Here is a 23447-nt window from a genome sequence, read left to right as displayed (position 1 = left end):
ACAATCTAACGGCTTTAAGGGTTAACCGAGCGAAAACCCGAAAAGGGCACTGGCACGACGAAAAAAACCAGCCTCACGCTTTCGCGGCCACGTTGACCCACCAGTCCAACGGCTTTTCCACCCGGATCGGCAACGCCGCTTCCAGCAGACGCAAGGCCTGGTCGGTGTCTTTGATCGGGAACGAACCCATGACCGGCAATTCGGCAACGGCCGGGTCGCAGCCCAGATGTCCGGGGCGGTAACGGCTTAACTCTTCGAGCAACTGGCCCAGCGGCAGGTTGTCTGCCAGCAATATTCCACGGCGCCAGGCTTCACGGCCTGGCGTGGCAGCAATCGGGGCAGGGAGGTAGTGTTCGCTGAATGACAGTTGTCGTCCGGCCTCGACCACCTGCATCAACCCGTGGGCGGTGCGGACTTCGACGGCGCCTTCGTAGACATTCAGCAGGGTTTTTCCGTCGTCCTGACGTACGCTGAAACGCGTACCCAGTGCGCGCATCCGGCCCTCGGTGGTTTGCACCAGCAACGGACGAACGTGGTCCTTGGCGGTGTCGATCAACACTTCCCCAGCCTGTAACAGCAGCAAGCGTTGTGTGGCGTCGAAACGCACATTCAGTGCGCTCAAGGCGTTGAGCCAGATCTGGCTGCCGTCACTGAGTCGAGTTTCGCGGGTTTCACCGGTGCCAGTGGAGAGGTCGGCGGTCCAGCGCGCCAGGGTGAGCGGCAGGGCGGTTTCCCGCCAGGCACTCCATCCCAACACGCCGCCCGAGGCCAGGATCAGCAGGCTCTTCACGGTCTGGCGGCGACTGATTGGCAGGCGCCCGGCGTTGCGCAACACCTGGCCGGCCGCGTGCTGATGATCGTCCTGCAACGCGGCAAAACGTTGGCCGACCCGCTCGACATATTGCCAGGCCGCCTGATGCTCGCCGCTTTGCGCCAGCCAGGCTTGCCAGCGCTGGCGGTCCTGCTCGCCGACTTGTTCATCGTTGAGTTGCACATACCACTGCGCCGCTTGCTCAAGGCTTCCATGGCTGATGGCGTTGGTGGCGATCCGGTTCATTGAATCAGCAGGCCGTCGAGTTCGGCTTCAAGGATCGCGCAATGCATCAAGGCCTGGGCCAGGTACTTTTTCACCATGCGCTCGCACACGCCGATTTCCTCGGCAATGACGCGGTATGGCAGGCCGTGCAGTTGCGCCAGAATGAACGCTTCGCGCACGCGTTGGGGCAACCGTTGCAGCATGGCGTCCACTTCATACAGCGTTTCGACGATGATCGCGCGCTGCTCGGGCGAGGGCTGAACCGCCTGGGGTTGCGCGGCCAACGTGTCGAGCCACGCCTGTTCGAGCTGCCGGCGCCGCCAGTGATCGATGCACAAGCCCCGGGCGATGGTCGCCAGATAAGAGCGTTCGTGGGTTTCGCCGTCGAATACCGGTGGGCGCTTGAGCACGCGGATGAAGGTGTCGTGGGCCAGGTCGGCGGCATCGAACGCATTGCTCAGGCGTCGACGCAGCAGCTCGTGCAACCAGCGGTGATGGCTGATGTAGAGGTTCTGGACGCAGGAGGTATCGGCAACCGTCATCGTGAGTGCATGTCCATGGGCGATCCTCGCCCTTGTGCAAATAAGAATGGATCGCGATTAAAGCAAAAGGCCATGAGCAGTGCAAATGATATTGGTTTGCTTTTAGTCAGTACCAACATGAGCGTAGTCAAAATGACGTTGTGTTGAGTCATTATGACTATTTTTGCTGTTGGTCATATTGACTGCTGATGCCTGAAAGGCTCGATCTGCAAGGGCTGCCGAAATGGCACGGATCGTGAAACAACAAACGTACAACTGAACGACTTCAGGAGTACCAGAACATGTCCCAACTGTTCAGCAACCCTCAGAACGTAATGCAGCTGTCGAGTCGAGTGCTCGGGGTGGGCGTGGCCATGCTGCTCGCCGGCATCTACGGCGCTTATCTGTACGCCGGCACGCTTTCGATCCCGGCGTTGGTGTCGATGCATGCAATGACCATTCTCGGTCCGACCTTGCTGAAAATCGGTTACGTGATGCGACTGCTGTCCCAGTATCGCCTTCACGCACCGGCAGGCGGAGCGATCGCTTGATGCGCAAGTTGGCCGTTGCTCCCGTTTTCAGTCTGGGCTTTCGCCCGTTCTTTCTCGCCGGTGCGGGGTTCGCGGCGATCGCCGTGGCCCTCTGGGCTGCCTGGCTGTACGGCCATTTACCCGGTACGCAACCGGTGGGTGGCATGCTCGCCTGGCATCGGCACGAAATGCCTTTCGGTTTTGCCGGTGCAATCGTTGCCGGGTTCCTGTTGACTGCGGTGCCGAACTGGACCGGTCGGCCGGGGCTCAATGGCTGGCCACTGATCGGGCTGGTGCTGGTATGGCTGCTGGCGCGTCTGGCGTGGTTCCTGCCGATTCCTTCGGCGCTTTTGTTCGTGATGGAAATTCCATTCCTGCCGCTGCTCGCCTGGGTGCTGGGGCGAGATCTGGTGGCTGCCCGCAAGCGCGAAAATTATCCGATCCTGCTGATGATCACGTTGCTGGCTGGCTGTCAGGCATTGACGCTGACGGGGGTCACCCTGGAGGACGCCAATCTGCAACGGCACGGTGTGTTGGCGGCATTGTGGTTGATCGGCGCGCTGATGAGTGTGATTGGTGGTCGTGTGATTCCGTTCTTCATCCAGCGAGGGTTGAATCGTCCTGCCGCGCCTGCGGTGAATCCGTTACCCGGCAAAATGCTCATGGTCAGCGCCATGCTCGCGGCGGTTTCGTTTGCCGGTGGTTTGAATGATGTCCCCCGGCTTTGGTTGGCCGGTTTGTTTGGATTGATGAGCGTGCTGCATGTGATGCGCCTGTGGCGCTGGCATGATCGGGGATTGTGGCGGGTGCCGTTGTTGTGGTCGTTGTATCTGGCCTATGCATGGATTGTGGTCGCAACGCTGGCCATGACGCTGTGGCATGCCGGTGTACTTGATCAGCAAACCCTGGCCACTCATGCGCTGGCGGTGGGCGGTATTGGCGGGCTGATCCTGGCGATGATTGCGCGGGTCAGTCTCGGTCATACCGGGCGAGAGTTGAAACCGTCCAAAATGATCGTGGCGGGTTTTGTCCTCTTGCTGGCGGCCGGGGTGTGCCGGGTTGTGCTGGTGGCATTCTCCAGCGATGGACTGGCACTGTCGGCACTGCTCTGGTGTACGGCGTTTGGCCTGTTCGTGTGGCGTTACGCCGGTATCCTGTGGCGCCCGAGGCTCTAAATCAGGCGTCCATAGCCGCCCATTGAGGCGGCTTTTTTGTGACCGGTGGTCGATGCATCAGGTCCCCGGGGAAAATTGCGCTTAGCTAAAGGGATAACCCGAGGCGCGCGTAGGTGCTCCAGAACCACAGCGACGCCCCTTCAGATCACCGTGCGTCTGAGGAATTGCGCCATGCTGACCTTGAACATCAATGGCAAGGATCAGGAGCTGGATGTCCCCGCCGACATGCCGCTGCTTTGGGTCCTTCGCGATTTCGCTCATCTCACCGGTACCAAATTCGGTTGTGGCATGGCCCAATGCGGCGCCTGCACCGTGCATGTCGATGGTGCGCCACTGCGTGCCTGTATCACGCCGGCCACGGCGGTGGCCCATGGCCAGAAAATCCTCACCATTGAAGGGCTCTCTGCTGATGGCTCGCACCCGGTGCAGCAAGCCTGGGCTGAACTGGACGTGGTTCAGTGTGGCTACTGCCAGTCCGGGCAGATCATGTCGGCAGCCGCCTTGCTGGCGAAAATTCCGAAACCGACCGACAGCGATATCGATCAGGCGCTCTCCGGCAACATCTGCCGTTGTGGCACGTATCCAAGGATTCGTGCGGCAGTCAAGCGCGCGTCCGAGCTGGGTTGAGGGATCGAATCATGAACGACATCAACGCTGTCTCGCGCCGTGGTTTCCTCAAGGGCGGTGCCGTGCTCTGCGGGGGACTGGTGGTGGCCTTTGTCATTCCCGGCGGCCACCGTTTTGCCCTCGGTGCCGAGAATCAGGGCAATGTGTTCGCGCCGAATGCCTTCCTGCGCATCGGCAATGACAACAGCGTCACCGTGTTGCTCGGGCATTCCGAAATGGGCCAGGGCATCTGGACCGGCCTGACCATGCTGATCGCCGAGGAACTGGACGCCGACTGGTCGAAAATCCGTGTGGTGCATTCACCAGCATCGGCGGCCGATTACGGCATGGCCGGGTTTGGCGGGATGCAAATCACCGGCGGCTCGACCTCGATCTGGATGGAGTTCGATCGCTACCGCCAGGCCGGTGCGGCGGCACGCCTGATGTTGATCGACGCGGCGGCCAAGCGCTTCAACGTTGCACCCTCCGAAATCCACACCGAGCCGGGCGTGGTCATCGCCGGTGAACACCGCGCCACGTATGGCGAATTGGCCGATGACGCGGGCAAGCTTGCGGTCCCGGCTCCGGCGTCGATCAAACTCAAGGAGCCGAAGGACTGGCGACTCATCGGCAAACCCACCCCGCGCCTGGACACGCCGGAAAAAATCACCGGCCGGGCGAAATTCGGCATGGACGTGCAATTCGATGGGCTGATGACTGCCATGGTTGCCCGTTCGCCGGTATTCGGCGGCACCGTCAAATCCTTTGAAGGCGCCGAGGCGCTGGCGATTCCCGGGGTGCACAAAGTGGTGCAGGTGCCGACCGGTGTGGCAGTGATTGCCGATCACTATTGGGCGGCGAAACTGGGGCGCGATGCGCTGAAAGTCGATTGGGAACCGGGGCCGAACGCTGGACTCGACAGCGAGACATTGTTGGAAACCTTTCGCAAACTCGCCACGACGCCCGGTTTGAATGCCGGGCAGGCGGGGGATACCAAGGCTGCACTGGCGAAAGCGACGAAGACGATCGACGCCGAATACAGCGTGCCGTACCTGGCACACGCGCCAATGGAACCGCTCAATTGCACGGTGCGCATCACCCAGGACAAATGTGAAATCTGGACCGGTACGCAGTTCCAGACGCTGGACCAGATGATCGCGGGGAAAATCACCGGGCTCAAACCCGAGCAGGTCGAGATCCACACCGAGTTCCTCGGTGGCGGTTTCGGGCGGCGGGCCAATCCGACCTCGGACTTCGTCAGCGAAGCGGTGTACGTCGCCAAGGCAGCGGGCGGGCCGGTGAAAACCGTGTGGGCGCGGGAGGACGATATCCGTGGCGGTTATTACCGCTCGGCATTTTTGCACCATGCACGCATCGGTTTGGGCGCCGACGGGCTGCCGTTGGCCTGGAAACATGTGATGGTCGGGCAATCGATCATGGCCGGGACTTCCCTCGAAGCGACCATGGTCAAGGACGGCATCGACAAAACCTCCGTCGAAGGCGTGGCCGACAGCCCTTATATCGTGGGGTTGGCTAACCATCAGGTCGAATTGCACTCGCCAACCACCGGGATCAGCGTGCTGTGGTTGCGCTCGGTGGGGCACACGCACACCGCGTTTGTCATGGAATCGTTGATCGATGAGCTCGCAACGGCGGCGGGCAAAGACCCGGTCGAGTACCGACGAGCGTTGCTCAAGGACCACCCTCGCCATCTCGGCGTGCTGAACCTGGCCGTGGAGAAAGCCAACTGGAAGGCACCGCTGCCGGACGGCCACGCATTGGGCGTGGCGGTGCATGAGTCCTTCGGCAGCTACGTGGCGCAGGTGGCCGAAGTGTCCCAGGACAACCTGCACATCCGCGTGCACCGCGTGGTGTGCGCGGTGGACTGCGGCATTGCGGTCAACCCGCAAAGCATTGCCGCGCAAATGGAGTCGGGCATCACCTTTGGCCTCAGCTTCACCTTGCACAGCAAGCTGACCCTCAAGAACGGGCAGGTGGAGCAGTCCAACTATCACGATTACCAAGTGCTGCGACTGAACGAAATGCCGGTGGTCGAAGTGCATATCGTGCCCAGCAGTGACAAACCCGGCGGCGTCGGCGAGGTCGGCGTGCCACCCACGGCGCCAGCGGTGGCCAACGCGGTGTTTGCCCTGACCGGGCAGCGCTTGCGGGAGCTGCCGCTGCAACTGTCGGGGGTGTGAGATGAAACGACATCTGGTTCTCGCTGCCGTGGTGTTGATCGGCCTGGCCGGCTATGCCTCGGACCTGTTTGCGGATGACCGGGAAGCCTTGAAGGCATTCGATACCGTGCAGAAAGTCTTCCAGAGCCCGCGTTGCCAGAACTGCCACATTCCCGGGGATTCGCCGCTGCAATTGGATGCCGGCGTGCCCCATGCCATGAACGTCGTGCGCGGCCTCGACGGTAAGGGCTCGGCGGGATTGCCCTGCGCGACGTGCCATGCCCAAAGCAATCCACCGGCCAGTTACGGCCCCAACGCGCCACCCGGCGCCCCGCACTGGAGCCTGCCACCGGCCGCCCATCGCATGGCCTGGATCGGCCTGCCGCCAGATCGCTTGTGCGCGATGATCAAGGATCGCTCCAGCAATGGCGATCGGGATTTTGCCGCCCTGATCAAGCACGTCAGCGACGACAAACTGGTGTTGTGGGGCTGGAACCCGGGCGGTCATCGCGCACCGGTGCCGGTGCCCCACGACATTTTCGTCACACAGTTCAAACAATGGGCAGACGCGGGAGGACCGTGCCCGGTGGCGGGAAGCTGACCAACGGCGCGTGAACAGGGAGTCAATACGGTTATGGGCGACTCTAAAGTGCATAACCGCCAAGGGAGTCAACGATGTTAATTCCAGGCAAACCGGGCAAACCCGGTCGATATGCGACGCTGTTGCTCACGCCGCAGCAGGCGCGTGAACGACTGCGTGATCTGGCGCGTCAGGCCGAGCAGGAATTGATGGGCGTGCAGATGGCGAGCATGGACGAGCTGACGCTGCTGTCCAATCGCCACGGCTTCATCGCACTGGCCCAGCTGGGGCTCGACGCGTGTGAGCAGCTGGAAATTCCGGCAACGCTGATGTACTTCACCCTTGATGAGTTCAAACACATCAACTACCTCTATGGGCGGGTCGAAGGCGATGACGTGCTCAAGACCTTCGCCGATGTGCTGCGCATCGGATTCCGCGAAAACGACGTTGTCGGACGCCTCGGGGGCGACCGGTTTGTTGTGTTGTTGACCGGTTCCAGCACCGTGGAGATCGAATCGATAAAGACGCGACTCAAGGAAATTCTCGACGAACGCAACGCCACGGCGAGCCGCAGTTATGACATTCGGTTCAGTGTGGGGCAGGTTGAGTACGATTCGGCGCTTCAGGGTTCGGTGGAGCAATTGTTGGCCGAGACGGAGCGGGTGATGGGCCTGTAGTGCGATGCTGTCTGGGCGGGCCTCTTCGCCGGCAAGCCGGCTCCTACAGGGGTACGCATTTCAAATGTGGGAGATTCTATGTTGTCCGGCAACCTTGAACTCTCAGGCTGACAGGTATTTGCTCTGATTTTTCATAAGAGCAAATGCCACCCACGGCATTGGTGTGAGCGGCTTCCTGGGACGCGTTCTTCGGCGCCAGGTGAATCACCAGCTGATGGCCGAAGAAATTGAAGTCGACCCAGTGGTCGCTGGACCGTCCTTCTTCCAGGCCGAATACCGAGCCGTAAAAATGTCGCGCTGCGGCCAGGTCGTAGACGGGGATGGCCAAGTGAAAAGGGGATAGCTGCATTGTGCATGCCTCGACGATGGATTGAGTTGATAAAAAACAATAGTCGATCAAACACAATTCCTGTAGGAGCAAGCTTGCTCGCGATAGCGGTGTCTCAGCCACCACCGAGGGTGAATGTGCTGACATCTTCGCGAGTAGCTTGCTCCTACAGGGATTCCACAGCGTTCAATAAATCACAGGCATAAAAAAACCCGCCAGGCTTGGCGGGTTCTTTATTTGGCTAGCCGAAGATTACTCTTCGATGTTGCCCATGGCCGTGGTGTTGAAACCACCGTCCACGTACATGATTTCACCGCTGATGCCAGACGCCAGGTCCGAGCACAGGAAGGCGCCGGCGTTGCCGACTTCGTCGATGGTGACGTTGCGGCGCAGCGGAGTTTGCGCTTCGTTCGCGGCCAGCATCTTGCGGAAGTTCTTGATGCCAGAAGCGGCGAGGGTGCGGATCGGGCCAGCCGATACGCAGTTGACGCGGGTGCCGTCCGGGCCCAGGGAGCCGGCCAGGTAACGAACGCCAGCTTCCAGGGAAGCCTTGGCCATGCCCATCACGTTGTAGTTCGGCATGGTGCGCTCGGCGCCCAGGTACGACAGGGTCAGCAGGCTGCCGTTGCGGCCTTTCATCATTTCGCGGCCGGCTTTGGCCAGGGCCACGAAGCTGTAGGCGCTGATGTCGTGAGCAATGCGGAAACCGTCGCGGGTGGTGGCTTCGGTGAAGTCGCCGTCCAGTTGGTCGCCCGGGGCGAAGCCGACGGAGTGCACGATGCAGTCCAGGCCGTCCCACTTCTTGCTCAGTTCTTCGAAGACCTTGGCGATTTCTTCGTCGCTGGCCACGTCGCACGGGAAGCACAGCTCAGGGCTCGAGCCCCAGCCTTGTGCGAACTCTTCGACACGACCCTTGAGTTTGTCGTTCTGATAAGTGAAGGCAAGCTCAGCGCCCTCGCGATGCATGGCGGCAGCGATGCCGGATGCGATGGACAGCTTGCTGGCGACACCGACGATCAGTACGCGCTTACCGGCGAGAAAACCCATGTGTTGCTCCTCTTTTCAGGTTATTGCGCAGTGGCTGGTGCCAAAAAAGCGGCTTCCAGCAACTGCTGTGTATACGGATGTTGGGGGGCGGCAAAAATGCTTTGCGCGTCTCCCTGTTCGACCACTTGGCCATGCTTGACCACCATCAACTGGTGGCTCAGCGCTTTCACCACAGCCAGGTCATGGCTGATAAACAGATACGTCAGGTTGTACTTGGTTTGCAGTGAACGCAAAAGCTCCACCACCTGGCGTTGTACGGTGCGGTCGAGGGCCGAGGTCGGCTCGTCCAGCAAAATCAACGCCGGTTTTAACACCAATGCCCGGGCAATGGCGATTCTCTGCCGTTGCCCGCCGGAAAATTCGTGGGGGTAGCGGTGCCGGGTTTCCGGATCCAGACCTACCTCCTTCAATGCCGCAATAATCGCCGCTTCCTGTTCTTGCGCGGTGCCCATCTTGTGAATCCGCAGGCCTTCGCCAACGATGTCGCTGACGCACATCCGCGGGCTCAGGCTGCCAAACGGGTCCTGAAACACCACCTGCATCTCCCGACGCAACGGGCGAACCTCGTTCTGCGTCAGGCAGTCTAGCTGCTTGCCCTCAAAACGAATGACGCCTTTGCTGCCGATCAGCCGCAAAATCGCCAGGCCCAGCGTCGATTTACCGGAACCGCTTTCTCCCACAATCCCCAAGGTCTGACCCTGGGGCAGGCTGAAATTGATGCCGTCGACCGCTTTGACGTAATCCACCGTGCGTTTGAGCAGGCCTTTCTTGATCGGGAACCAGACTTTCAGGTCCTCGACCGCCAGCAACGGCGGGCCAATCACATTGGTCGCCGGCGTGCCGCTGGGCTCCGCCGCCAGCAGTTCTCGAGTGTACGGATGCTGCGGCGCGCGGAACAACTCTTCGCACGATGCCTGTTCGACGATGCAACCTCGCTGCATGACACATACGCGATGCGCAATTCTTCGCACAAGGTTCAAATCGTGGCTGATCAGCAGCAATGCCATGCCCAGGCGAGCCTGCAATTCCTTGAGCAGTTCGAGGATTTTCAGCTGAACGGTCACGTCCAGCGCGGTGGTCGGCTCGTCGGCGATCAGCAGTTCCGGCTCGTTGGCCAGGGCCATGGCGATCATCACACGCTGACGCTGGCCACCGGACAACTCGTGGGGCAGGGCCTTGAGGCGCTTGTGGGGTTCGGGAATGCCGACCATCTCCAGCAACTCCAGCGTGCGTTTGGTCGCCACTTTTCCCGTCAGACCCTTGTGGATGCCGAGCACCTCGTTGATCTGCTTCTCGATCGAATGCAGCGGATTGAGCGAGGTCATCGGCTCCTGGAAGATCATCGCAATCCGGTTACCGCGGATATGACGGATGGTCTTTTCGTTCAGGTCCAGCAAGTTTTTCCCGTCATATTCGATGGTGCCGGACGGGTGACGGGCCAGCGGGTAGGGCAACAGGCGCAGGATCGAGTGCGCAGTCACCGATTTGCCCGAGCCACTTTCGCCGACCAGGGCCAGTGTCTCGCCACGCTTGATGTCGAAACTCACGCCTTCGACCGCGCGTTGACAACGTTTGCCGACGACGAATTCGACGGCCAGGTCGCGCACTTCAATCAGATTGTCCTGATTCATTTCACTTCCTCGGGTCGAAGGCATCGCGAGCGGACTCGCCGATGAACACCAGCAAACTCAACATCAACGCGAGCACCGCAAACGCGCTGATGCCAAGCCACGGCGCTTGCAGGTTGGATTTGCCCTGGGCCACCAGTTCCCCCAGCGACGGGCTGCCCGCCGGCAAACCGAAACCGAGGAAATCCAGGGCCGTGAGCGTGCCGATGGCGCCGGTCAGGATGAACGGCATGAAGGTCATGGTCGAGACCATCGCGTTGGGCAGAATGTGGCGGAACATGATCGCACCGTTCTGCATGCCCAGGGCGCGGGCGGCGCGCACGTATTCGAGGTTACGCCCACGCAGGAACTCGGCGCGCACCACGTCCACCAGGCTCATCCAGGAAAACAGCAGCATGATCCCCAGCAGCCACCAGAAGTTGGGCTGCACGAAACTCGCGAGGATGATCAGCAAGTACAACACCGGCAACCCGGACCAGATCTCCAGAAAGCGCTGCCCGGCCAGATCGACCCAGCCACCGTAGAAACCCTGCAAAGCCCCGGCGATCACACCGATGATTGAGCTGAACACGGTCAGCGTCAGGGCAAACAATACCGAAATCCGGAAGCCATAAATCACCCGGGCCAGCACATCGCGACCCTGGTCATCGGTGCCCAGCAGGTTGTCCGCCGAGGGCGGTGCCGGGGCCGGGACTTTCAGGTCGTAGTTGATGCTCTGGTAGTTATAGGGAATCGGCGCCCACAGCACCCAGGCGTCCTTGGCCTTGAGCAATTCGCGGATGTACGGGCTCTTGTAGTTGGCTTCCAGCGGAAATTCGCCGCCGAAGGTGGTTTCCGGGTAGCGCTTGAGCGCCGGGAAATACCAGTTGTTGTCGTAGTGCACCACCAACGGCTTGTCGTTGGCGATCAACTCGGCGCCGAGGCTGGCGCCGAACAGGATCAGGAACAGCCACAGCGACCACCAGCCACGCTTGTTGGCCTTGAACAGCTCGAAACGCCGGCGATTGAGAGGGGACAGGTTCATCTCAATGCTCCCGGCTTTCGAAGTCGATGCGCGGATCGACAAAGGTGTAGGTGAGGTCGCCGATCAGTTTCACCACCAGCCCCAACAGGGTGAAGATGAAGAGGGTGCCAAACACCACCGGATAGTCGCGGTTGATCGCCGCTTCGAAACTCATGAGCCCGAGGCCGTCGAGGGAGAAAATTACCTCCACCAGTAACGAACCGGTGAAGAAGATCCCGATGAACGCTGACGGGAACCCGGCGATCACCAGCAGCATGGCGTTGCGGAACACATGGCCGTACAACACGCGGTGATTGGTCAGGCCTTTGGCCTTGGCGGTGACCACGTACTGCTTGTTGATCTCGTCGAGGAAGCTGTTTTTGGTCAGCAAGGTCATGGTCGCGAAGTTGCCGATCACCAGTGCGGTCACCGGCAGCGCCAGGTGCCAGAAGTAATCGAGGATCTTGCCGCCCATGCTCAGTTCATCGAAGTTGTTCGAGGTCAGCCCGCGCAACGGGAACCAGTCCAGATAGCTGCCCCCGGCGAACACCACAATCAGCAGGATGGCAAACAGGAACGCCGGGATCGCATAACCGACGATGATCGCCGAGCTGGTCCAGACGTCGAAGTGGCTGCCGTGTCGCGTGGCCTTGGCGATCCCCAGCGGGATCGACACGAGGTACATGATCAACGTGCTCCACAGCCCGAGGGAAATCGACACCGGCATCTTTTCCTTGATCAGGTCGATGACCTTGGCGTCGCGGAAGAAGCTGTCGCCGAAATCCAGACTCGCGTAGTTCTTGACCATGATCCACAAGCGTTCCGGCGCCGATTTGTCGAAGCCGTACATGTGCTCGATTTCCTTGATCAGCGCCGGGTCCAGGCCTTGGGCGCCGCGATAGGCCGAGCCGGCCACCGAGACTTCGGCACCGCCACCGGCAATGCGGCTGGTGGCGCCTTCGAAGCCTTCGAGCTTGGCGATCATCTGCTCCACCGGACCGCCCGGCGCGGCCTGGATGATCACGAAGTTGATCAGCAAAATACCGAACAAGGTCGGAATGATCAGCAACAGTCGCCGAAAAATATACGCCAGCATCTGATTACTCCGTGCCCGCAGGATTGGCCTGCAATGTGGTTTCGACTTCTACCGCAGGTTTCGCATCAGGCTTGACCCACCAGGTGTTAATGCCGATGTCATAGTCGGGAGAATTTTTCGGGTGACCGATGTGGTTCCAGTACGCCACGCGCCAGGTCTTGATGTGCCAGTTGGGGATCACGTAGTAGCCCCATTGCAGCACGCGGTCCAGCGCCCGGGCGTGGGCCACGAGGCCTTTGCGCGAGTCGGCATTGATCAGGTTTTCGACCAGTTGATCGACGACCGGATCCTTCAAACCCATGGTGTTGCGGCTGCTGGGCTTGTCGGCGGCGGCGCTCATCCAGAATTCGCGCTGTTCGTTACCTGGTGAGTTGGACTGCGGAAAACTGCCGACGATCATGTCGAAATCACGGGAGCGCACACGGTTGATGTACTGCGAGACATCGACACGGCGGATCACCAGATTGATGCCGAGGTCACTGAGGTTGCGCTTGAATGGCAGGAGCACGCGTTCAAATTCGGTCTGGGCCAGCAGGAATTCGATGGCCACCGGTTTGCCCGTGGCGTCGACCATTTTGTCGTCGACGATCTTCCAGCCGGCCTCTTGCAGCAATTGATAGGCCTCGCGCTGCTGATTGCGGATCATGCCGCTGGCGTCAGTCTTCGGATTTTCGAAGGCTTCGCTGAACACCTGAGCGGGCAGCTTGCTGCGAAACGGCTCGAGGATCTCCCGTTGATCGGCGTCCGGCAGGCCGGTGGCGGCCATTTCCGAATTCTCGAAGTAACTGCGGGTGCGCACGTAGGCGCCGTTGAACAGTTGCTTGTTGGTCCATTCGAAGTCGAGCAGCAGGCTCAGCGCCTGGCGCACCCGCACATCCTGAAACACCGGACGGCGCAGGTTGAAGACAAAACCCTGCATGCCGGTCGGGTTGCCGTTGTGAATCTGTTCCTTGATCAACCGACCTTCGGTGACTGCCGGAATGTTGTAGGCGTTGGCCCAGTTCTTCGCGGTCATTTCCAGCCAGTAATCGAACTGCCCGGCCTTCAGCGCTTCGAGGGCGACGGTGTTGTCGCGGTAGTAATCGGTGGTCATCGTGTCGAAGTTGTAGAAGCCACGATTGACCGGCAGGTCCTTGCCCCAATAGTCCTTGACCCGCTCATAACGCACTGAGCGACCGGCCTTCACGTCGGCCACTTTGTACGGGCCGCTGCCGAGCGGAATTTCCAGATTGCCCTTGTTGAAATCGCGGTCGACCCACCAATGCTTGGGCAGCACCGGCAACTGGCCGAGGATCAGCGGCAGTTCGCGGTTGTTGCTGTGCTTGAACTTGAACAGGACTTTGAGCGGGTCTTCGGCGATGACTTCGGCCACATCGCTGTAGTAGCCGCGAAACAGCGGCGAGCCTTCCTTGGTCAGCGTGTCGAAGCTGAACACCACGTCTTCGGCGCGCACGGGATGACCGTCGTGGAAGCGCGCTTCGGGGCGCAGGTAAAAGCGCACCCAGCTGTTGTCCGGCGCTTTTTCGATCCTGCCGGCGATCAGTCCGTACTCGGTGAAGGGTTCGTCGAGACTGTGCCGGGTCAGCGTGTCGTAAATCTGGCCGATGTCATCGGCCGGTACGCCTTTGTTGATGAACGGGTTGAGGCTGTCGAAGCCGCCGAACCCGGCCTGGCGGAAGATCCCGCCTTTGGGGGCGTCCGGGTTGACGTAATCAAAGTGCTTGAAATCGGCCGGGTATTTCGGCGGCTCGTTGTACAGGGTCACGGCATGTTGCGGAGCGGCGCAGGCCAGTCCGGCGAACAGCAGACCGCTGGCCTGCAGGAGCAGGGCGCGTACGGGTTTCATCGATCTTTCTCCGAAGACTTCAGCCACCACGCGCTCAGGCCCAGGGTGTAGGGCGGCGTCGTGACAAAGGCCAACCGGTTGCGGTAGGCCAGTCGGTGATAGTTGAGGTACCAATTGGGAATGATGTAGTGCTGCCACAGCAGCACACGGTCGAGGGCCTTGCCGGCGGCGACCTGGTCATCGCGGGTCTGGGCGGCGAGCAGTTGCTCCAGCAGGTGATCGACCACCGGGTTGGCGATGCCGGCGTAATTCTTGCTGCCCTTGACCCCGGCCTGGCTGGAATGAAAGTACTGCCATTGCTCCAGGCCCGGGCTGAGGGTCTGGTTGAGGGTCATCAGAATCATGTCGAAATCGAACTGGTCGAGGCGTTGCTTGTATTGGGCGCGATCGACCGTGCGCAGGTGGGCGTCGATGCCGATACTGGCGAGGTTCTCGATGTAAGGTTGAAGAATGCGTTCCAGGTTCGGATTGACCAGCAGGAGTTCCAGGCGCAACGGTTGCCCGGTCGCGTTCTGTAAACGCTGGCCATTAAGCTTCCAGCCGGCTTCAGCGAGCAGGCCGAGGGCTTTGCGCAGGGTTTCCCGGGGGATGCCGCGCCCGATGGTCTGCGGCAGGCTGAACGGCTCTGTGAACAGCCTGGCCGGTAATTGTTCCCGGTAGGGCTTGAGCAGCAGCCATTCATGTCCGACCGGCAACCCGGTCGCGGAGAATTCGCTGTTGGGGTAGTAACTCATGGCGCGTTTGTAGGCGCCGCTGAACAGCGTGCGGTTGGTCCACTCAAAGTCGAACATCAGCCCCAGGGCTTCGCGGACCTTGGGATCAGCGAACGTCGGGCGACGGCTGTTCATGAACAATCCCTGGCTCTGGGTCGGGATCTGGTGCGCAATCTGCGCCTTGATCACCTCGCCGCGACGTATCGCCGGGAAGTTGTAACCGGTGGCCCAATTCTTTGCCTGATGCTCGATGTAAATGTCGAATTCGTCCGCCTTGAAGGCTTCGAATGCCACGTCACTGTCACGGTAATACTCGACTTCCATGCGGTCGACATTGTATTTGCCGCGATTGACCGGCAGGTCCTTGCCCCAGTAATCCTTGACCCGTTCGAAGACGATTTGTCGCCCTGGCGTGACCGATGTGATGCGATACGGTCCACTGCCCAGCGGCGGTTCGAAGGTGGTGGCTTTGAAGTCTCGGCCCTTCCAGTAATGCTGCGGCAGCACCGGCAACTCGCCCAGACGCAGGATCAACAGCGGATTGCCGGCACGCTTGAACACAAAACGAATGCGCTGCGGATTGAGGATGTCGACCCGCAGCACTTCCTGGAGGCTGGTGCGGTACAGCGGATGACCTTCCTTGAGCAGCAACCGGTAGGAGAACGCGACGTCGTACGCGGTGATCGGCGTGCCGTCGTGGAAGCGCGCTTCGGGGCGCAGATTGAACACCACCCAGCTGCGGTCTTCGCTGTACTCCACCGACTGGGCAATCAGGCCGTAACTGGACGCCGGTTCATCCCCGGATGGCGCGTACTGGCCGGTGCCGACCATCAGCGGTTCGTTGAGCTCGTTGATGCCGTACTGCAGGAAGCTCGGCGTGGTGACCGGGCTGGTGCCCTTGAACGTGTAAGGGTTGAGCGTATCGAACGTGCCAAACGCCATTACCCGCAACGTTCCGCCTTTGGGCGCTTGCGGGTTGACCCAGTCGAAATGGGTAAATCTGGCCGGATACTTGAGCGTGCCGAACTGCGCATAACCATGGCTTTCGCTGATCGTCGCGCTTGCGGTGGAGCTCAAGGCCAGGCTGATCAGGAAGAGGAGGGGACGCTTCAAATAGGGGATCCGATCCAGGCGGCTTGGGCTTTGTGGACCGTACAGTAACAGCTTGTCAGGACAGGAAAAAGACAGGGGATCAATCAGTCATTTCGGCTGGACGACAATCCCTGTAGGAGCGAGCTTGCTCGCGATGACGGTGTGTCAGTCGCCATCGATGCAAACTGACAAGCCCTCATCGCGAGCAAGCTCGCTCCTACAGGTTTTGTGCTCGCCATGAAACTGTGCAGGCATAAAAAAGCCCCTGAATTCAGGGGCTGTTTTTTTAGCGCGGATTGGCAACCGTCAACATTTGTCCGGGCTTCAACGCCTGGCCGACACGAGGGTTCCAGCGTTTGAGATGCTGCATCTCAACGTTGAAGCGCTTGGCCACGATGTACAGCGAATCGCCTTGCTGGACCTTGTACTTGGTCTGCTGCTTGTTGCTTTTGGCGGTTTTGCTGTTGGCGGCGACCACGGTATTGACGCGACCGGAGCTGTTTTTGCTTTTGCGGGTGTCCTGCATGACCAGGGTCTGGCCGGCCTTGAGGTTCTTGCCGCTGAGGTTGTTCCAGCGTTGCAGATCCTTGACGTCGACGTTGTTGGCCTTGGCAATGGAGCCGAGGTTGTCGCCGCGCTTGACCCGGTAGTTGCGTTTGGCACTGGCGACGACCGTATCGTCCGCACCGTCGAAGACAGGCTTGAGTGGCTTCTTGCTGATCAGCTCTTCAGGGCGCATGGTCTGCAGGCTGGTGGTCAGCAGTTGTGCCTTGGAAGTCGGCACCAGCAAATGCTGCGGGCCATCCAGGGTGGTGGTGCGCTGCTTGAAGGCCGGGTTCAGCTGGAACAGTTCGTCTTCGTCGATGTTGGCGACTTCAGCGACTTTGGACAGGTCCATGCGCTGATTGATTTCGACAGCCTGGAAGTACGGTTCGTTGGCGATCGGGTTCAGGTTCACGCCATAGGCGTTGGGAGCCATGACCACTTGCGACAGCGCCAGCAACTTTGGCACGTATGCCTGGGTTTCGGACGGCAGCGGCAGGTTCCAGTAATCGGTTGGCAGGCCGAGCTTTTCATTGCGCTCGATGGCCCGGCTGACGGTGCCTTCACCGGCGTTGTAAGCCGCCAGGGCCAGCATCCAGTCGCCGTTGAACATGTCATGCAGGCGGGTCAGGTAATCCAGCGCGGCGGTGGTCGACGCGGTGATATCACGACGGCCATCATACAGACGGGTCTGGCGCAGGTTGAAGTAACGCCCGGTGGAAGGGATGAATTGCCAAAGACCCACCGCGTTGGACCGGGAATAGGCCATCGGGTTGTAGGAGCTTTCAATCACTGGCAGCAGCGCCAGTTCCAGCGGCATGTTGCGCTCTTCGAGGCGCTCCACGATGTAGTGCATGTAGAGACTGCCACGTTCGCCGGCGTTTTCGAGAAACGACGGGTTGCTGGCGAACCACAGGCGCTGTTGCTCGATACGTGGGTTGACGCCCAGCCCGTCCTGCAACTGGAAGCCCTGGCGCATGCGCTCCCAGACGTCCTGTGGAACTTGCGGGCTAGGTTGTTCAGTGAGCCAGATCGGCTTCTGTTTGGCGCGTGCAGCGATGTTCTGGGTGTGCGTCGCATCAGTCTGCGGCGCATTGCTGGAACAGCCCGCCAATGTGGCGGACACAGCCACCGCGATGGCTTGAGCCAAGCGGGTCAATGCGTCTGAATTGATGGCTTTACGAATAGGTGACGACATTGGCTGGAAGTTAGTTCCGGGCAAAAATGTCGGGCGATTCTAGAAAGCGTACCCCCTGCGGTCAACCATTCAGCGATATCAGACCCGCGAGCAAGCTCTTTAGAACCCGTCTTTCCAAGCCCTGAGCGCAGCAAAAACCATATCGGGCGCCAAGTTATCGCTGCCGGTCCGTTCGTCCATTTTTTCTTTAACAGATGTTTCACTGACACGCAAAAACGGATTTGTGAGATTTTCCAGCGCCAGTGTCGAAGGCAACGTCATGATCCCGGATTCCCGTTGTCGGGTGACTTTGGCCAGGCGTTCGGCAGTGTCGGGATTGTTCGGTTCGACGGCGGCGGCAAATTTCAAATTGCTCAGGGTGTATTCGTGAGTGCAGTAGACCAGCGTGTCCTCCGGCAGCGCGGCCAAACGGGTCAGCGAGGCGTACATCTGCTGTGGCGTGCCTTCGAACAGACGCCCGCAGCCCGCGGCAAACAGCGTGTCACCGCAAAACAACAGACCATGGTGATAGTAGGCAATATGCCCCAGCGTATGGCCCGGGACGGCAAGCACATCGAAATCCCATCCGAGCACGCTGACACGGTCGTTGTCCTTGAGCGCAACGTCCCGCGCGGGAATGCTTTCGCTCGCCGGGCCATAGACCTTCGCGTTTGTCGCTTCCTTCAACTGTTCGACACCGCCGACATGGTCATGATGGTGGTGAGTGATCAGAATGTCGCTTAATACCCAACCGGGATTGACCGTCAGCCAGGCTTGCACGGGCGCGGCATCACCCGGATCGACGACGGCGCAGCGCTTGCTGCCGTGGTCTTGTAACAACCAGATGTAGTTATCGGTGAAGGCGGGCAGGGCAGTGATCTGTATCATCGTCGGATTCGCCAAGCAGAAAACAAAGGCGCATCTTAGAACTTCCTGGCGCGTTGGAGAATGCAATGACTGACAAAGCGTTCGCACAGGCTGATCCGGACTGGCTGGCGTTGATCAGCGCAGCCCGCGACTGGCTGTCCGGGCCCATCGGGCAATTTTTGCTGGACGAAGAGCGGCGCATGCTCGAAGACGAGCTGGGGCGCTTTTTCGGCGGTTACCTTGTGCATTACGGCCCGTCTGCCCAGACGCCGCCGTCGGCGCCACAGGTGCAGCGCAATGTGCGTCTTGGTGCGCCGTTGCCGGGGGTCGAGATTGTCTGCGAGGAACAAGCCTGGCCACTCAGCGAACATGCCGCCGACGTGGTGGTGTTGCAGCATGGGCTGGATTTCTGCCTGTCGCCCCACGGTTTGTTGCGCGAAGCGGCCAGCAGCGTGCGGCCCGGTGGGCATCTGCTGATCATCGGCATCAATCCCTGGAGCACTTGGGGCTTGCGGCATATGTTTGCCCATGACGGGATGCGCAAGGCGCGCTGCATCTCTCCATCGCGGGTTTCGGACTGGCTGAACCTGCTGGGTTTCGCGCTGGAGAAACGCCGCTTCGGGTGCTATCGTCCGCCGCTGGCTTCGCCTGCCTGGCAGACCCGTCTGGCCGGATGGGAACGCAGGGCCGGCGCCTGGCAACTGTCGGGCGGTGGTTTCTACTTGCTGGTGGCGCGCAAGATCGTGGTCGGTCTGCGGCCGCTGCGGCAGGAACGCCGTGAGCCGATGGGCAAACTGATTCCGCTGCCGATGGCCAAGGTCAACCGGCGCAACATCGAGCCGTAAACCCTTCTTTAATTTCGGCCGGGCGTGTCCCGGCTTTGGGCGTCGTCGATCCTCGATCGGCGGGCCACCGCATTTTCTGGATAGATTGGCATGAGCGATAGCGTAGAACTCTTTACCGACGGCGCCTGTAAAGGCAATCCCGGCCCTGGCGGCTGGGGCGCCTTGCTGGTGTGCAAAGGCGTTGAGAAAGAACTCTGGGGCGGCGAAGCCAACACCACCAACAATCGCATGGAGCTGATGGGCGCGATCCGAGGCCTGGAAGAACTCAAGCGTCCGTGCGAAGTGCTACTGGTGACCGACTCCCAGTACGTGATGAAAGGCATCAATGAATGGATGGACAACTGGAAGAAGCGCGGCTGGAAAACCGCTGCGAAAGAACCGGTTAAAAACGCTGACCTTTGGAAGCTGCTGGACGAGCAGGTCAACCGCCATAAAGTCACCTGGAAATGGGTGCGCGGGCACATCGGCCATCACGGCAACGAACGGGCCGACCAATTGGCTAACCGTGGCGTGGACGAAGTGCGCGGCTACAAACAGACTTGATTTCCTGCTGATACACCGTGGTGCACTCATCGCCAGCAGGCTGGCTCCCACAGGAGATTTGTGAATGACGCAGATCAAGAGTGGGAGCTGGCCCGCCAGCGATCGGGACGGCACGGTCCACCTGAAAGACCCCGTCCAGCGTGTTAACATTCGCGTTTTTACATGATTGACCGATTGAGAGCTGAGCACTGATGGCCACCAGATCCGTTGTACTCGATACCGAAACGACCGGCATGCCGGTAACCGACGGCCACCGGATTATCGAAATCGGTTGCGTCGAGTTGATCGGCCGGCGGCTGACGGGGCGGCACTTTCATGTGTACCTGCAACCGGACCGCGAAAGTGACGAAGGCGCCATCGGCGTCCACGGCATCACCAACGAATTCCTGGTGGGCAAGCCACGTTTTGCCGAAGTGGCCGAAGAATTCTTCGAGTTCATCAAGGGCGCGCAGCTGATCATCCATAACGCGGCGTTCGACGTTGGTTTCATCAACAACGAATTTGCCTTGATGGGCCAGCACGAGCGTGCGGACATCACGCAACACTGCTCGATCCTCGATACCTTGATGATGGCCCGGGAACGCCACCCAGGGCAGCGCAACAGCCTCGATGCGTTGTGCAAACGCTATGGCGTCGACAACTCCGGCCGTGAACTGCACGGCGCCTTGCTCGACTCCGAGATTCTTGCCGACGTCTACCTGACCATGACCGGTGGCCAGACCAGCCTGTCCCTGGCGGGTAACGCCTCCGATGGCAATGGTTCCGGTGAAGGCGCGGACAACTCGGCCACGGAAATCCGTCGCCTGCCTGCAGACCGTCAGCCCACACGCATCATCCGCGCCAGCGAAGACGACCTGGCCCGGCACGCGGCTCGAATGGAAGTCATCGCAAAATCCGCTGGCGCTCCGGCGTTGTGGGTGCAGCTGGCTGAGGCGCAGGCGTAGTTCCTTCGTGAAGATCGAGCTCCTACGAGGGAATGCGTAATCCTGTAGGAGCTGTCGAGTAAAACGAGGCTGCGATCTTTTGAAAACCAACCCGCACCCCGACAAGTAGCTGCCGACCCATTTTAGTGCGTCGCGCTCGCCACATCCGCTTCAACCCTCTACCCTGAGGTGATTGGCAGGCTCTGGTCTGCCGCCTCAGGACACTGAGCCCCATGTATAAAGATTTGAAATTTCCCGTTCTGATCGTGCATCGCGACATCAAGGCTGACACCGTCGCCGGTGATCGCGTGCGCGGCATTGCCCGGGAACTGGAGCAGGAAGGTTTCAGCATCGTATCGGCGGTGGACTACACGGAGGGGCGGCTGGTTGCCTCGACTTATCACGGTCTGTCCTGCATGTTGATCGCGTCCGAAGACGCCAGCACTCATTCCCATTTGTTACAGAACATGGCCGAGCTGATCGGTCTGGCACGGGTCCGTGCGCCCGATCTGCCAATCTTCGCCCTGGGCGAAAAGGTCACTCTGGAAAATGCGCCGGCCGATGCCATGGCCGAGCTCAACCAGTTGCGCGGCATTCTTTACCTGTTCGAAGACACGGTGCCGTTTCTCGCCCGACAGGTGGCGCGTGCCGCGCGCAAGTACCTTGATGGCCTGTTGCCGCCGTTTTTCAAGGCGTTGGTGCAGCATACCGCCGACTCCAATTACTCCTGGCACACCCCGGGGCACGGCGGTGGCGTGGCGTATCACAAGAGTCCGGTAGGACAGGCGTTTCACCAGTTTTTCGGTGAAAACACCCTGCGTTCGGATTTGTCGGTTTCAGTGCCGGAACTCGGTTCGCTGCTGGATCATACCGGCCCCCTGGCCGACGCCGAGGCCCGTGCGGCCCGCAACTTCGGCGCCGATCACACCTTTTTCGTGATCAATGGCACGTCCACTGCCAACAAGATAGTCTGGCACTCGATGGTTGCTCGCGATGATTTGGTGCTGGTGGATCGCAATTGCCACAAATCGGTGCTGCACTCGATCATCATGACCGGCGCCATACCGCTTTATCTGTGTCCGGAGCGTAATGAACTGGGCATCATCGGCCCGATTCCACTGAGTGAATTCAGCCCGGCATCGATCCAGGCCAAGATCGATGCGAGCCCGCTGACCAAGGGCCGGGCGCCGAAGGTCAAACTCACGGTCGTCACCAACTCGACCTACGACGGCCTCTGCTACAACGCCGAACTGATCAAACAGCAATTGGGCAACAGCACCGAGGTGTTGCACTTCGACGAGGCCTGGTACGCCTATGCGGCGTTCCATGAGTTTTTTGCCGGACGTTACGGCATGGGCACATCCCGCACTGACGACAGCCCGCTGGTGTTCACCACCCATTCCACCCACAAACTGCTGGCGGCATTCAGCCAGGCGTCGATGATCCATGTGCAGGATGGCGGTGCGCGGCAACTGGACCGTGATCGCTTCAACGAAGCGTTCATGATGCACATCTCCACGTCGCCGCAGTACGGCATCATTGCCTCGCTGGACGTCGCCTCAGCGATGATGGAAGGCCCGGCCGGACGTTCGCTGTTGCAGGAGATGTTCGACGAGGCCCTGAGTTTTCGTCGAGCGCTGGCCAATCTGCGTCAGCACATCGCCGCTGATGACTGGTGGTTCTCGATCTGGCAACCACCGTCGGTGGAAGGTATCGAGCGGGTGACCACCGAAGACTGGCTGTTGCAGCCTGATGCCGACTGGCACGGCTTTGGCGGCGTGACCGATGATTATGTGTTGCTCGACCCGATCAAGGTCACGTTGGTGATGCCGGGTTTGACGGCGGGCGGCGCCCTTAGCGAGCGCGGGATTCCGGCAGCGGTGGTCAGCAAATTCCTCTGGGAGCGTGGGCTGGTGGTCGAAAAGACTGGGCTCTATTCGTTCCTCGTGTTGTTCTCCATGGGCATCACCAAGGGCAAATGGAGCACGCTGCTCACCGAGTTACTGGAGTTCAAGCGCAGCTACGATGCCAATGTCAGTCTGATCAATTGTCTGCCCTGCGTGGCGCAACAGAACGTTGCACGCTATCAGGGCATGGGCCTGCGGGATTTGTGTGATCAGTTGCACGCCTGCTATCGCAGCAATGCCACGGCCAAACACCTCAAGCGTATGTACACGGTATTGCCGGAAGTCGCGATGAAGCCGGCGGACGCCTATGATCAGTTGGTGCGCGGTGATGTTGAGGCGGTGTCCATCGATGCGCTGGACGGGCGCATCGCGGCGGTGATGCTGGTTCCGTATCCGCCAGGCATCCCCTTGATCATGCCCGGCGAGCGTTTTACCGAGGCAACCCGCTCAATCATTGACTATCTGGCGTTTGCCCGAACGTTCGATGCCAGTTTCCCGGGATTCGTCGCCGATGTGCACGGATTGCAACATGAAGACGAGGGCAATGGGCGGCACTATACCGTCGATTGCATCAAGGAATGAGG

The 23447-nt window shown here is 60.2% G+C and carries 20 protein-coding genes and 1 pseudogene; 10 read left to right on the top strand and 11 right to left on the bottom strand.

The window, feature by feature from the left end; genetic code table 11:
- Positions 1-73: 73 nt before the first annotated feature.
- Together CKW19_RS22425 and CKW19_RS22420 are read right to left on the bottom strand one after the other, a co-directional pair.
- On the bottom strand, positions 74-1057 hold the full coding sequence (locus tag CKW19_RS22425; protein ID WP_095059912.1) for a FecR domain-containing protein: 984 nt from the start codon (positions 1055-1057) through the stop codon (positions 74-76).
- The gene (locus tag CKW19_RS22420) at positions 1054-1578 is read right to left on the bottom strand and encodes a sigma-70 family RNA polymerase sigma factor (RefSeq protein ID WP_095059911.1); all 525 of its coding nucleotides are present in this window, start codon (positions 1576-1578) and stop codon (positions 1054-1056) included. Before CKW19_RS22420 ends, CKW19_RS22425 begins: the two co-directional genes overlap by 4 nt.
- Positions 1579-1859: 281 nt before the next feature.
- Here CKW19_RS22420 and CKW19_RS22415 point away from each other — a divergent pair, with 281 nt between their 5' ends.
- The 6 genes from CKW19_RS22415 (at position 1860) to CKW19_RS22390 (ending at position 7305) form a co-directional block, all read left to right on the top strand.
- Positions 1860-2108 carry a transmembrane sensor/regulator PpyR gene (locus tag CKW19_RS22415; RefSeq protein ID WP_095059910.1) on the top strand — a complete coding sequence of 83 codons (249 nt, stop codon included), beginning with the start codon at positions 1860-1862 and terminating at the stop codon, positions 2106-2108.
- A complete protein-coding gene (locus CKW19_RS22410; RefSeq protein WP_095059909.1) occupies positions 2108-3262 on the top strand; it encodes an NnrS family protein in 1155 nt (384 codons plus the stop codon). The genes CKW19_RS22415 and CKW19_RS22410 overlap by 1 nt, the downstream gene beginning before the upstream one ends.
- 171 nt (positions 3263-3433) lie before the next feature.
- Entirely contained in the window at positions 3434-3889 is a 456-nt protein-coding gene (locus CKW19_RS22405) for a (2Fe-2S)-binding protein (protein WP_095059908.1), read from the top strand.
- An 11-nt stretch (positions 3890-3900) separates the two neighbouring features.
- Complete coding sequence (locus CKW19_RS22400; protein WP_095059907.1) at positions 3901-6069, top strand: xanthine dehydrogenase family protein molybdopterin-binding subunit; 2169 nt, start codon at positions 3901-3903, stop codon at positions 6067-6069.
- 1 nt (position 6070) lies between these two features.
- Positions 6071-6649, top strand: coding sequence for a hypothetical protein (locus tag CKW19_RS22395; protein ID WP_095059906.1), 579 nt, complete (start codon positions 6071-6073; stop codon positions 6647-6649).
- 74 nt (positions 6650-6723) lie between these two features.
- Positions 6724-7305, top strand: coding sequence for a GGDEF domain-containing protein (locus tag CKW19_RS22390; protein ID WP_095059905.1), 582 nt, complete (start codon positions 6724-6726; stop codon positions 7303-7305).
- Between the two features lie 145 nt (positions 7306-7450).
- On the opposite strand, the pseudogene CKW19_RS22385 reads toward CKW19_RS22390, so the two are convergent.
- From CKW19_RS22385 to gloB, 9 genes and pseudogenes are all read right to left on the bottom strand, one after another.
- Positions 7451-7654 (bottom strand): annotated as a pseudogene (locus CKW19_RS22385) (VOC family protein); the annotation flags it as partial.
- 231 nt (positions 7655-7885) lie between these two features.
- Positions 7886-8680, bottom strand: coding sequence for an enoyl-ACP reductase FabI (fabI, locus tag CKW19_RS22380; RefSeq protein WP_095059904.1), 795 nt, complete (start codon positions 8678-8680; stop codon positions 7886-7888).
- Between the two features lie 20 nt (positions 8681-8700).
- Positions 8701-10311 (bottom strand): ABC transporter ATP-binding protein, encoded by a 1611-nt coding sequence (locus CKW19_RS22375; protein ID WP_095059903.1) that lies wholly within the window; start codon positions 10309-10311, stop codon positions 8701-8703.
- A 1-nt stretch (position 10312) separates the two neighbouring features.
- The gene (locus tag CKW19_RS22370) at positions 10313-11332 is read right to left on the bottom strand and encodes an ABC transporter permease (protein WP_095059902.1); all 1020 of its coding nucleotides are present in this window, start codon (positions 11330-11332) and stop codon (positions 10313-10315) included.
- Between the two features lies 1 nt (position 11333).
- Complete coding sequence (locus CKW19_RS22365; protein ID WP_034146535.1) at positions 11334-12407, bottom strand: microcin C ABC transporter permease YejB; 1074 nt, start codon at positions 12405-12407, stop codon at positions 11334-11336.
- 4 nt (positions 12408-12411) lie between these two features.
- Complete coding sequence (locus CKW19_RS22360; protein ID WP_095059901.1) at positions 12412-14253, bottom strand: extracellular solute-binding protein; 1842 nt, start codon at positions 14251-14253, stop codon at positions 12412-12414.
- On the bottom strand, positions 14250-16079 hold the full coding sequence (locus CKW19_RS22355; RefSeq protein WP_095059900.1) for an extracellular solute-binding protein: 1830 nt from the start codon (positions 16077-16079) through the stop codon (positions 14250-14252). Before CKW19_RS22355 ends, CKW19_RS22360 begins: the two co-directional genes overlap by 4 nt.
- Before the next feature lie 265 nt (positions 16080-16344).
- Complete coding sequence (locus CKW19_RS22350; protein ID WP_095059899.1) at positions 16345-17799, bottom strand: transglycosylase SLT domain-containing protein; 1455 nt, start codon at positions 17797-17799, stop codon at positions 16345-16347.
- Between the two features lie 99 nt (positions 17800-17898).
- Positions 17899-18666 (bottom strand): hydroxyacylglutathione hydrolase, encoded by a 768-nt coding sequence (gene gloB, locus CKW19_RS22345; protein ID WP_095059898.1) that lies wholly within the window; start codon positions 18664-18666, stop codon positions 17899-17901.
- Between the two features lie 65 nt (positions 18667-18731).
- On the opposite strand from gloB, the gene CKW19_RS22340 reads away from it, so the two are divergent.
- From CKW19_RS22340 to CKW19_RS22325, 4 genes are all read left to right on the top strand, one after another.
- Entirely contained in the window at positions 18732-19490 is a 759-nt protein-coding gene (locus CKW19_RS22340) for a class I SAM-dependent methyltransferase (protein ID WP_095059897.1), read from the top strand.
- Between the two features lie 90 nt (positions 19491-19580).
- Positions 19581-20033, top strand: coding sequence for a ribonuclease HI (rnhA, locus tag CKW19_RS22335; RefSeq protein ID WP_095059896.1), 453 nt, complete (start codon positions 19581-19583; stop codon positions 20031-20033).
- 191 nt (positions 20034-20224) lie between these two features.
- Complete coding sequence (gene dnaQ / locus CKW19_RS22330) at positions 20225-20977, top strand: DNA polymerase III subunit epsilon (RefSeq protein WP_095059895.1); 753 nt, start codon at positions 20225-20227, stop codon at positions 20975-20977.
- Positions 20978-21189: 212 nt separating this feature from the next.
- Positions 21190-23445, top strand: coding sequence for an arginine/lysine/ornithine decarboxylase (locus CKW19_RS22325; protein ID WP_095059894.1), 2256 nt, complete (start codon positions 21190-21192; stop codon positions 23443-23445).
- The last annotated feature ends 2 nt before the right edge of the window (positions 23446-23447 follow it).

It is taken from the genome of Pseudomonas sp. Irchel s3f7, from assembly GCF_900187615.1.
Classification (GTDB): domain Bacteria; phylum Pseudomonadota; class Gammaproteobacteria; order Pseudomonadales; family Pseudomonadaceae; genus Aquipseudomonas.
The sequence above is the reverse complement of the archived record's forward strand: the minus strand, read 5'-3'. Positions and strand labels throughout refer to the sequence as shown.

What these genes read in the sequence shown, in the direction of transcription:
- CKW19_RS22425 (WP_095059912.1), bottom strand. Translation starts at nt 1,057, where the DNA reads ATGAACCGGATCGCCACCAACGCCATCAGCCATGGAAGCCTTGAGCAA.
- CKW19_RS22420 (WP_095059911.1), bottom strand. Translation starts at nt 1,578, where the DNA reads ATGACGGTTGCCGATACCTCCTGCGTCCAGAACCTCTACATCAGCCAT.
- CKW19_RS22415 (WP_095059910.1), top strand. Translation starts at nt 1,860, where the DNA reads ATGTCCCAACTGTTCAGCAACCCTCAGAACGTAATGCAGCTGTCGAGT.
- CKW19_RS22410 (WP_095059909.1), top strand. Translation starts at nt 2,108, where the DNA reads ATGCGCAAGTTGGCCGTTGCTCCCGTTTTCAGTCTGGGCTTTCGCCCG.
- CKW19_RS22405 (WP_095059908.1), top strand. Translation starts at nt 3,434, where the DNA reads ATGCTGACCTTGAACATCAATGGCAAGGATCAGGAGCTGGATGTCCCC.
- CKW19_RS22400 (WP_095059907.1), top strand. Translation starts at nt 3,901, where the DNA reads ATGAACGACATCAACGCTGTCTCGCGCCGTGGTTTCCTCAAGGGCGGT.
- CKW19_RS22395 (WP_095059906.1), top strand. Translation starts at nt 6,071, where the DNA reads ATGAAACGACATCTGGTTCTCGCTGCCGTGGTGTTGATCGGCCTGGCC.
- CKW19_RS22390 (WP_095059905.1), top strand. Translation starts at nt 6,724, where the DNA reads ATGTTAATTCCAGGCAAACCGGGCAAACCCGGTCGATATGCGACGCTG.
- fabI (WP_095059904.1), bottom strand. Translation starts at nt 8,680, where the DNA reads ATGGGTTTTCTCGCCGGTAAGCGCGTACTGATCGTCGGTGTCGCCAGC.
- CKW19_RS22375 (WP_095059903.1), bottom strand. Translation starts at nt 10,311, where the DNA reads ATGAATCAGGACAATCTGATTGAAGTGCGCGACCTGGCCGTCGAATTC.
- CKW19_RS22370 (WP_095059902.1), bottom strand. Translation starts at nt 11,332, where the DNA reads ATGAACCTGTCCCCTCTCAATCGCCGGCGTTTCGAGCTGTTCAAGGCC.
- CKW19_RS22365 (WP_034146535.1), bottom strand. Translation starts at nt 12,407, where the DNA reads ATGCTGGCGTATATTTTTCGGCGACTGTTGCTGATCATTCCGACCTTG.
- CKW19_RS22360 (WP_095059901.1), bottom strand. Translation starts at nt 14,253, where the DNA reads ATGAAACCCGTACGCGCCCTGCTCCTGCAGGCCAGCGGTCTGCTGTTC.
- CKW19_RS22350 (WP_095059899.1), bottom strand. Translation starts at nt 17,799, where the DNA reads ATGTCGTCACCTATTCGTAAAGCCATCAATTCAGACGCATTGACCCGC.
- gloB (WP_095059898.1), bottom strand. Translation starts at nt 18,666, where the DNA reads ATGATACAGATCACTGCCCTGCCCGCCTTCACCGATAACTACATCTGG.
- CKW19_RS22340 (WP_095059897.1), top strand. Translation starts at nt 18,732, where the DNA reads ATGACTGACAAAGCGTTCGCACAGGCTGATCCGGACTGGCTGGCGTTG.
- rnhA (WP_095059896.1), top strand. Translation starts at nt 19,581, where the DNA reads ATGAGCGATAGCGTAGAACTCTTTACCGACGGCGCCTGTAAAGGCAAT.
- dnaQ (WP_095059895.1), top strand. Translation starts at nt 20,225, where the DNA reads ATGGCCACCAGATCCGTTGTACTCGATACCGAAACGACCGGCATGCCG.
- CKW19_RS22325 (WP_095059894.1), top strand. Translation starts at nt 21,190, where the DNA reads ATGTATAAAGATTTGAAATTTCCCGTTCTGATCGTGCATCGCGACATC.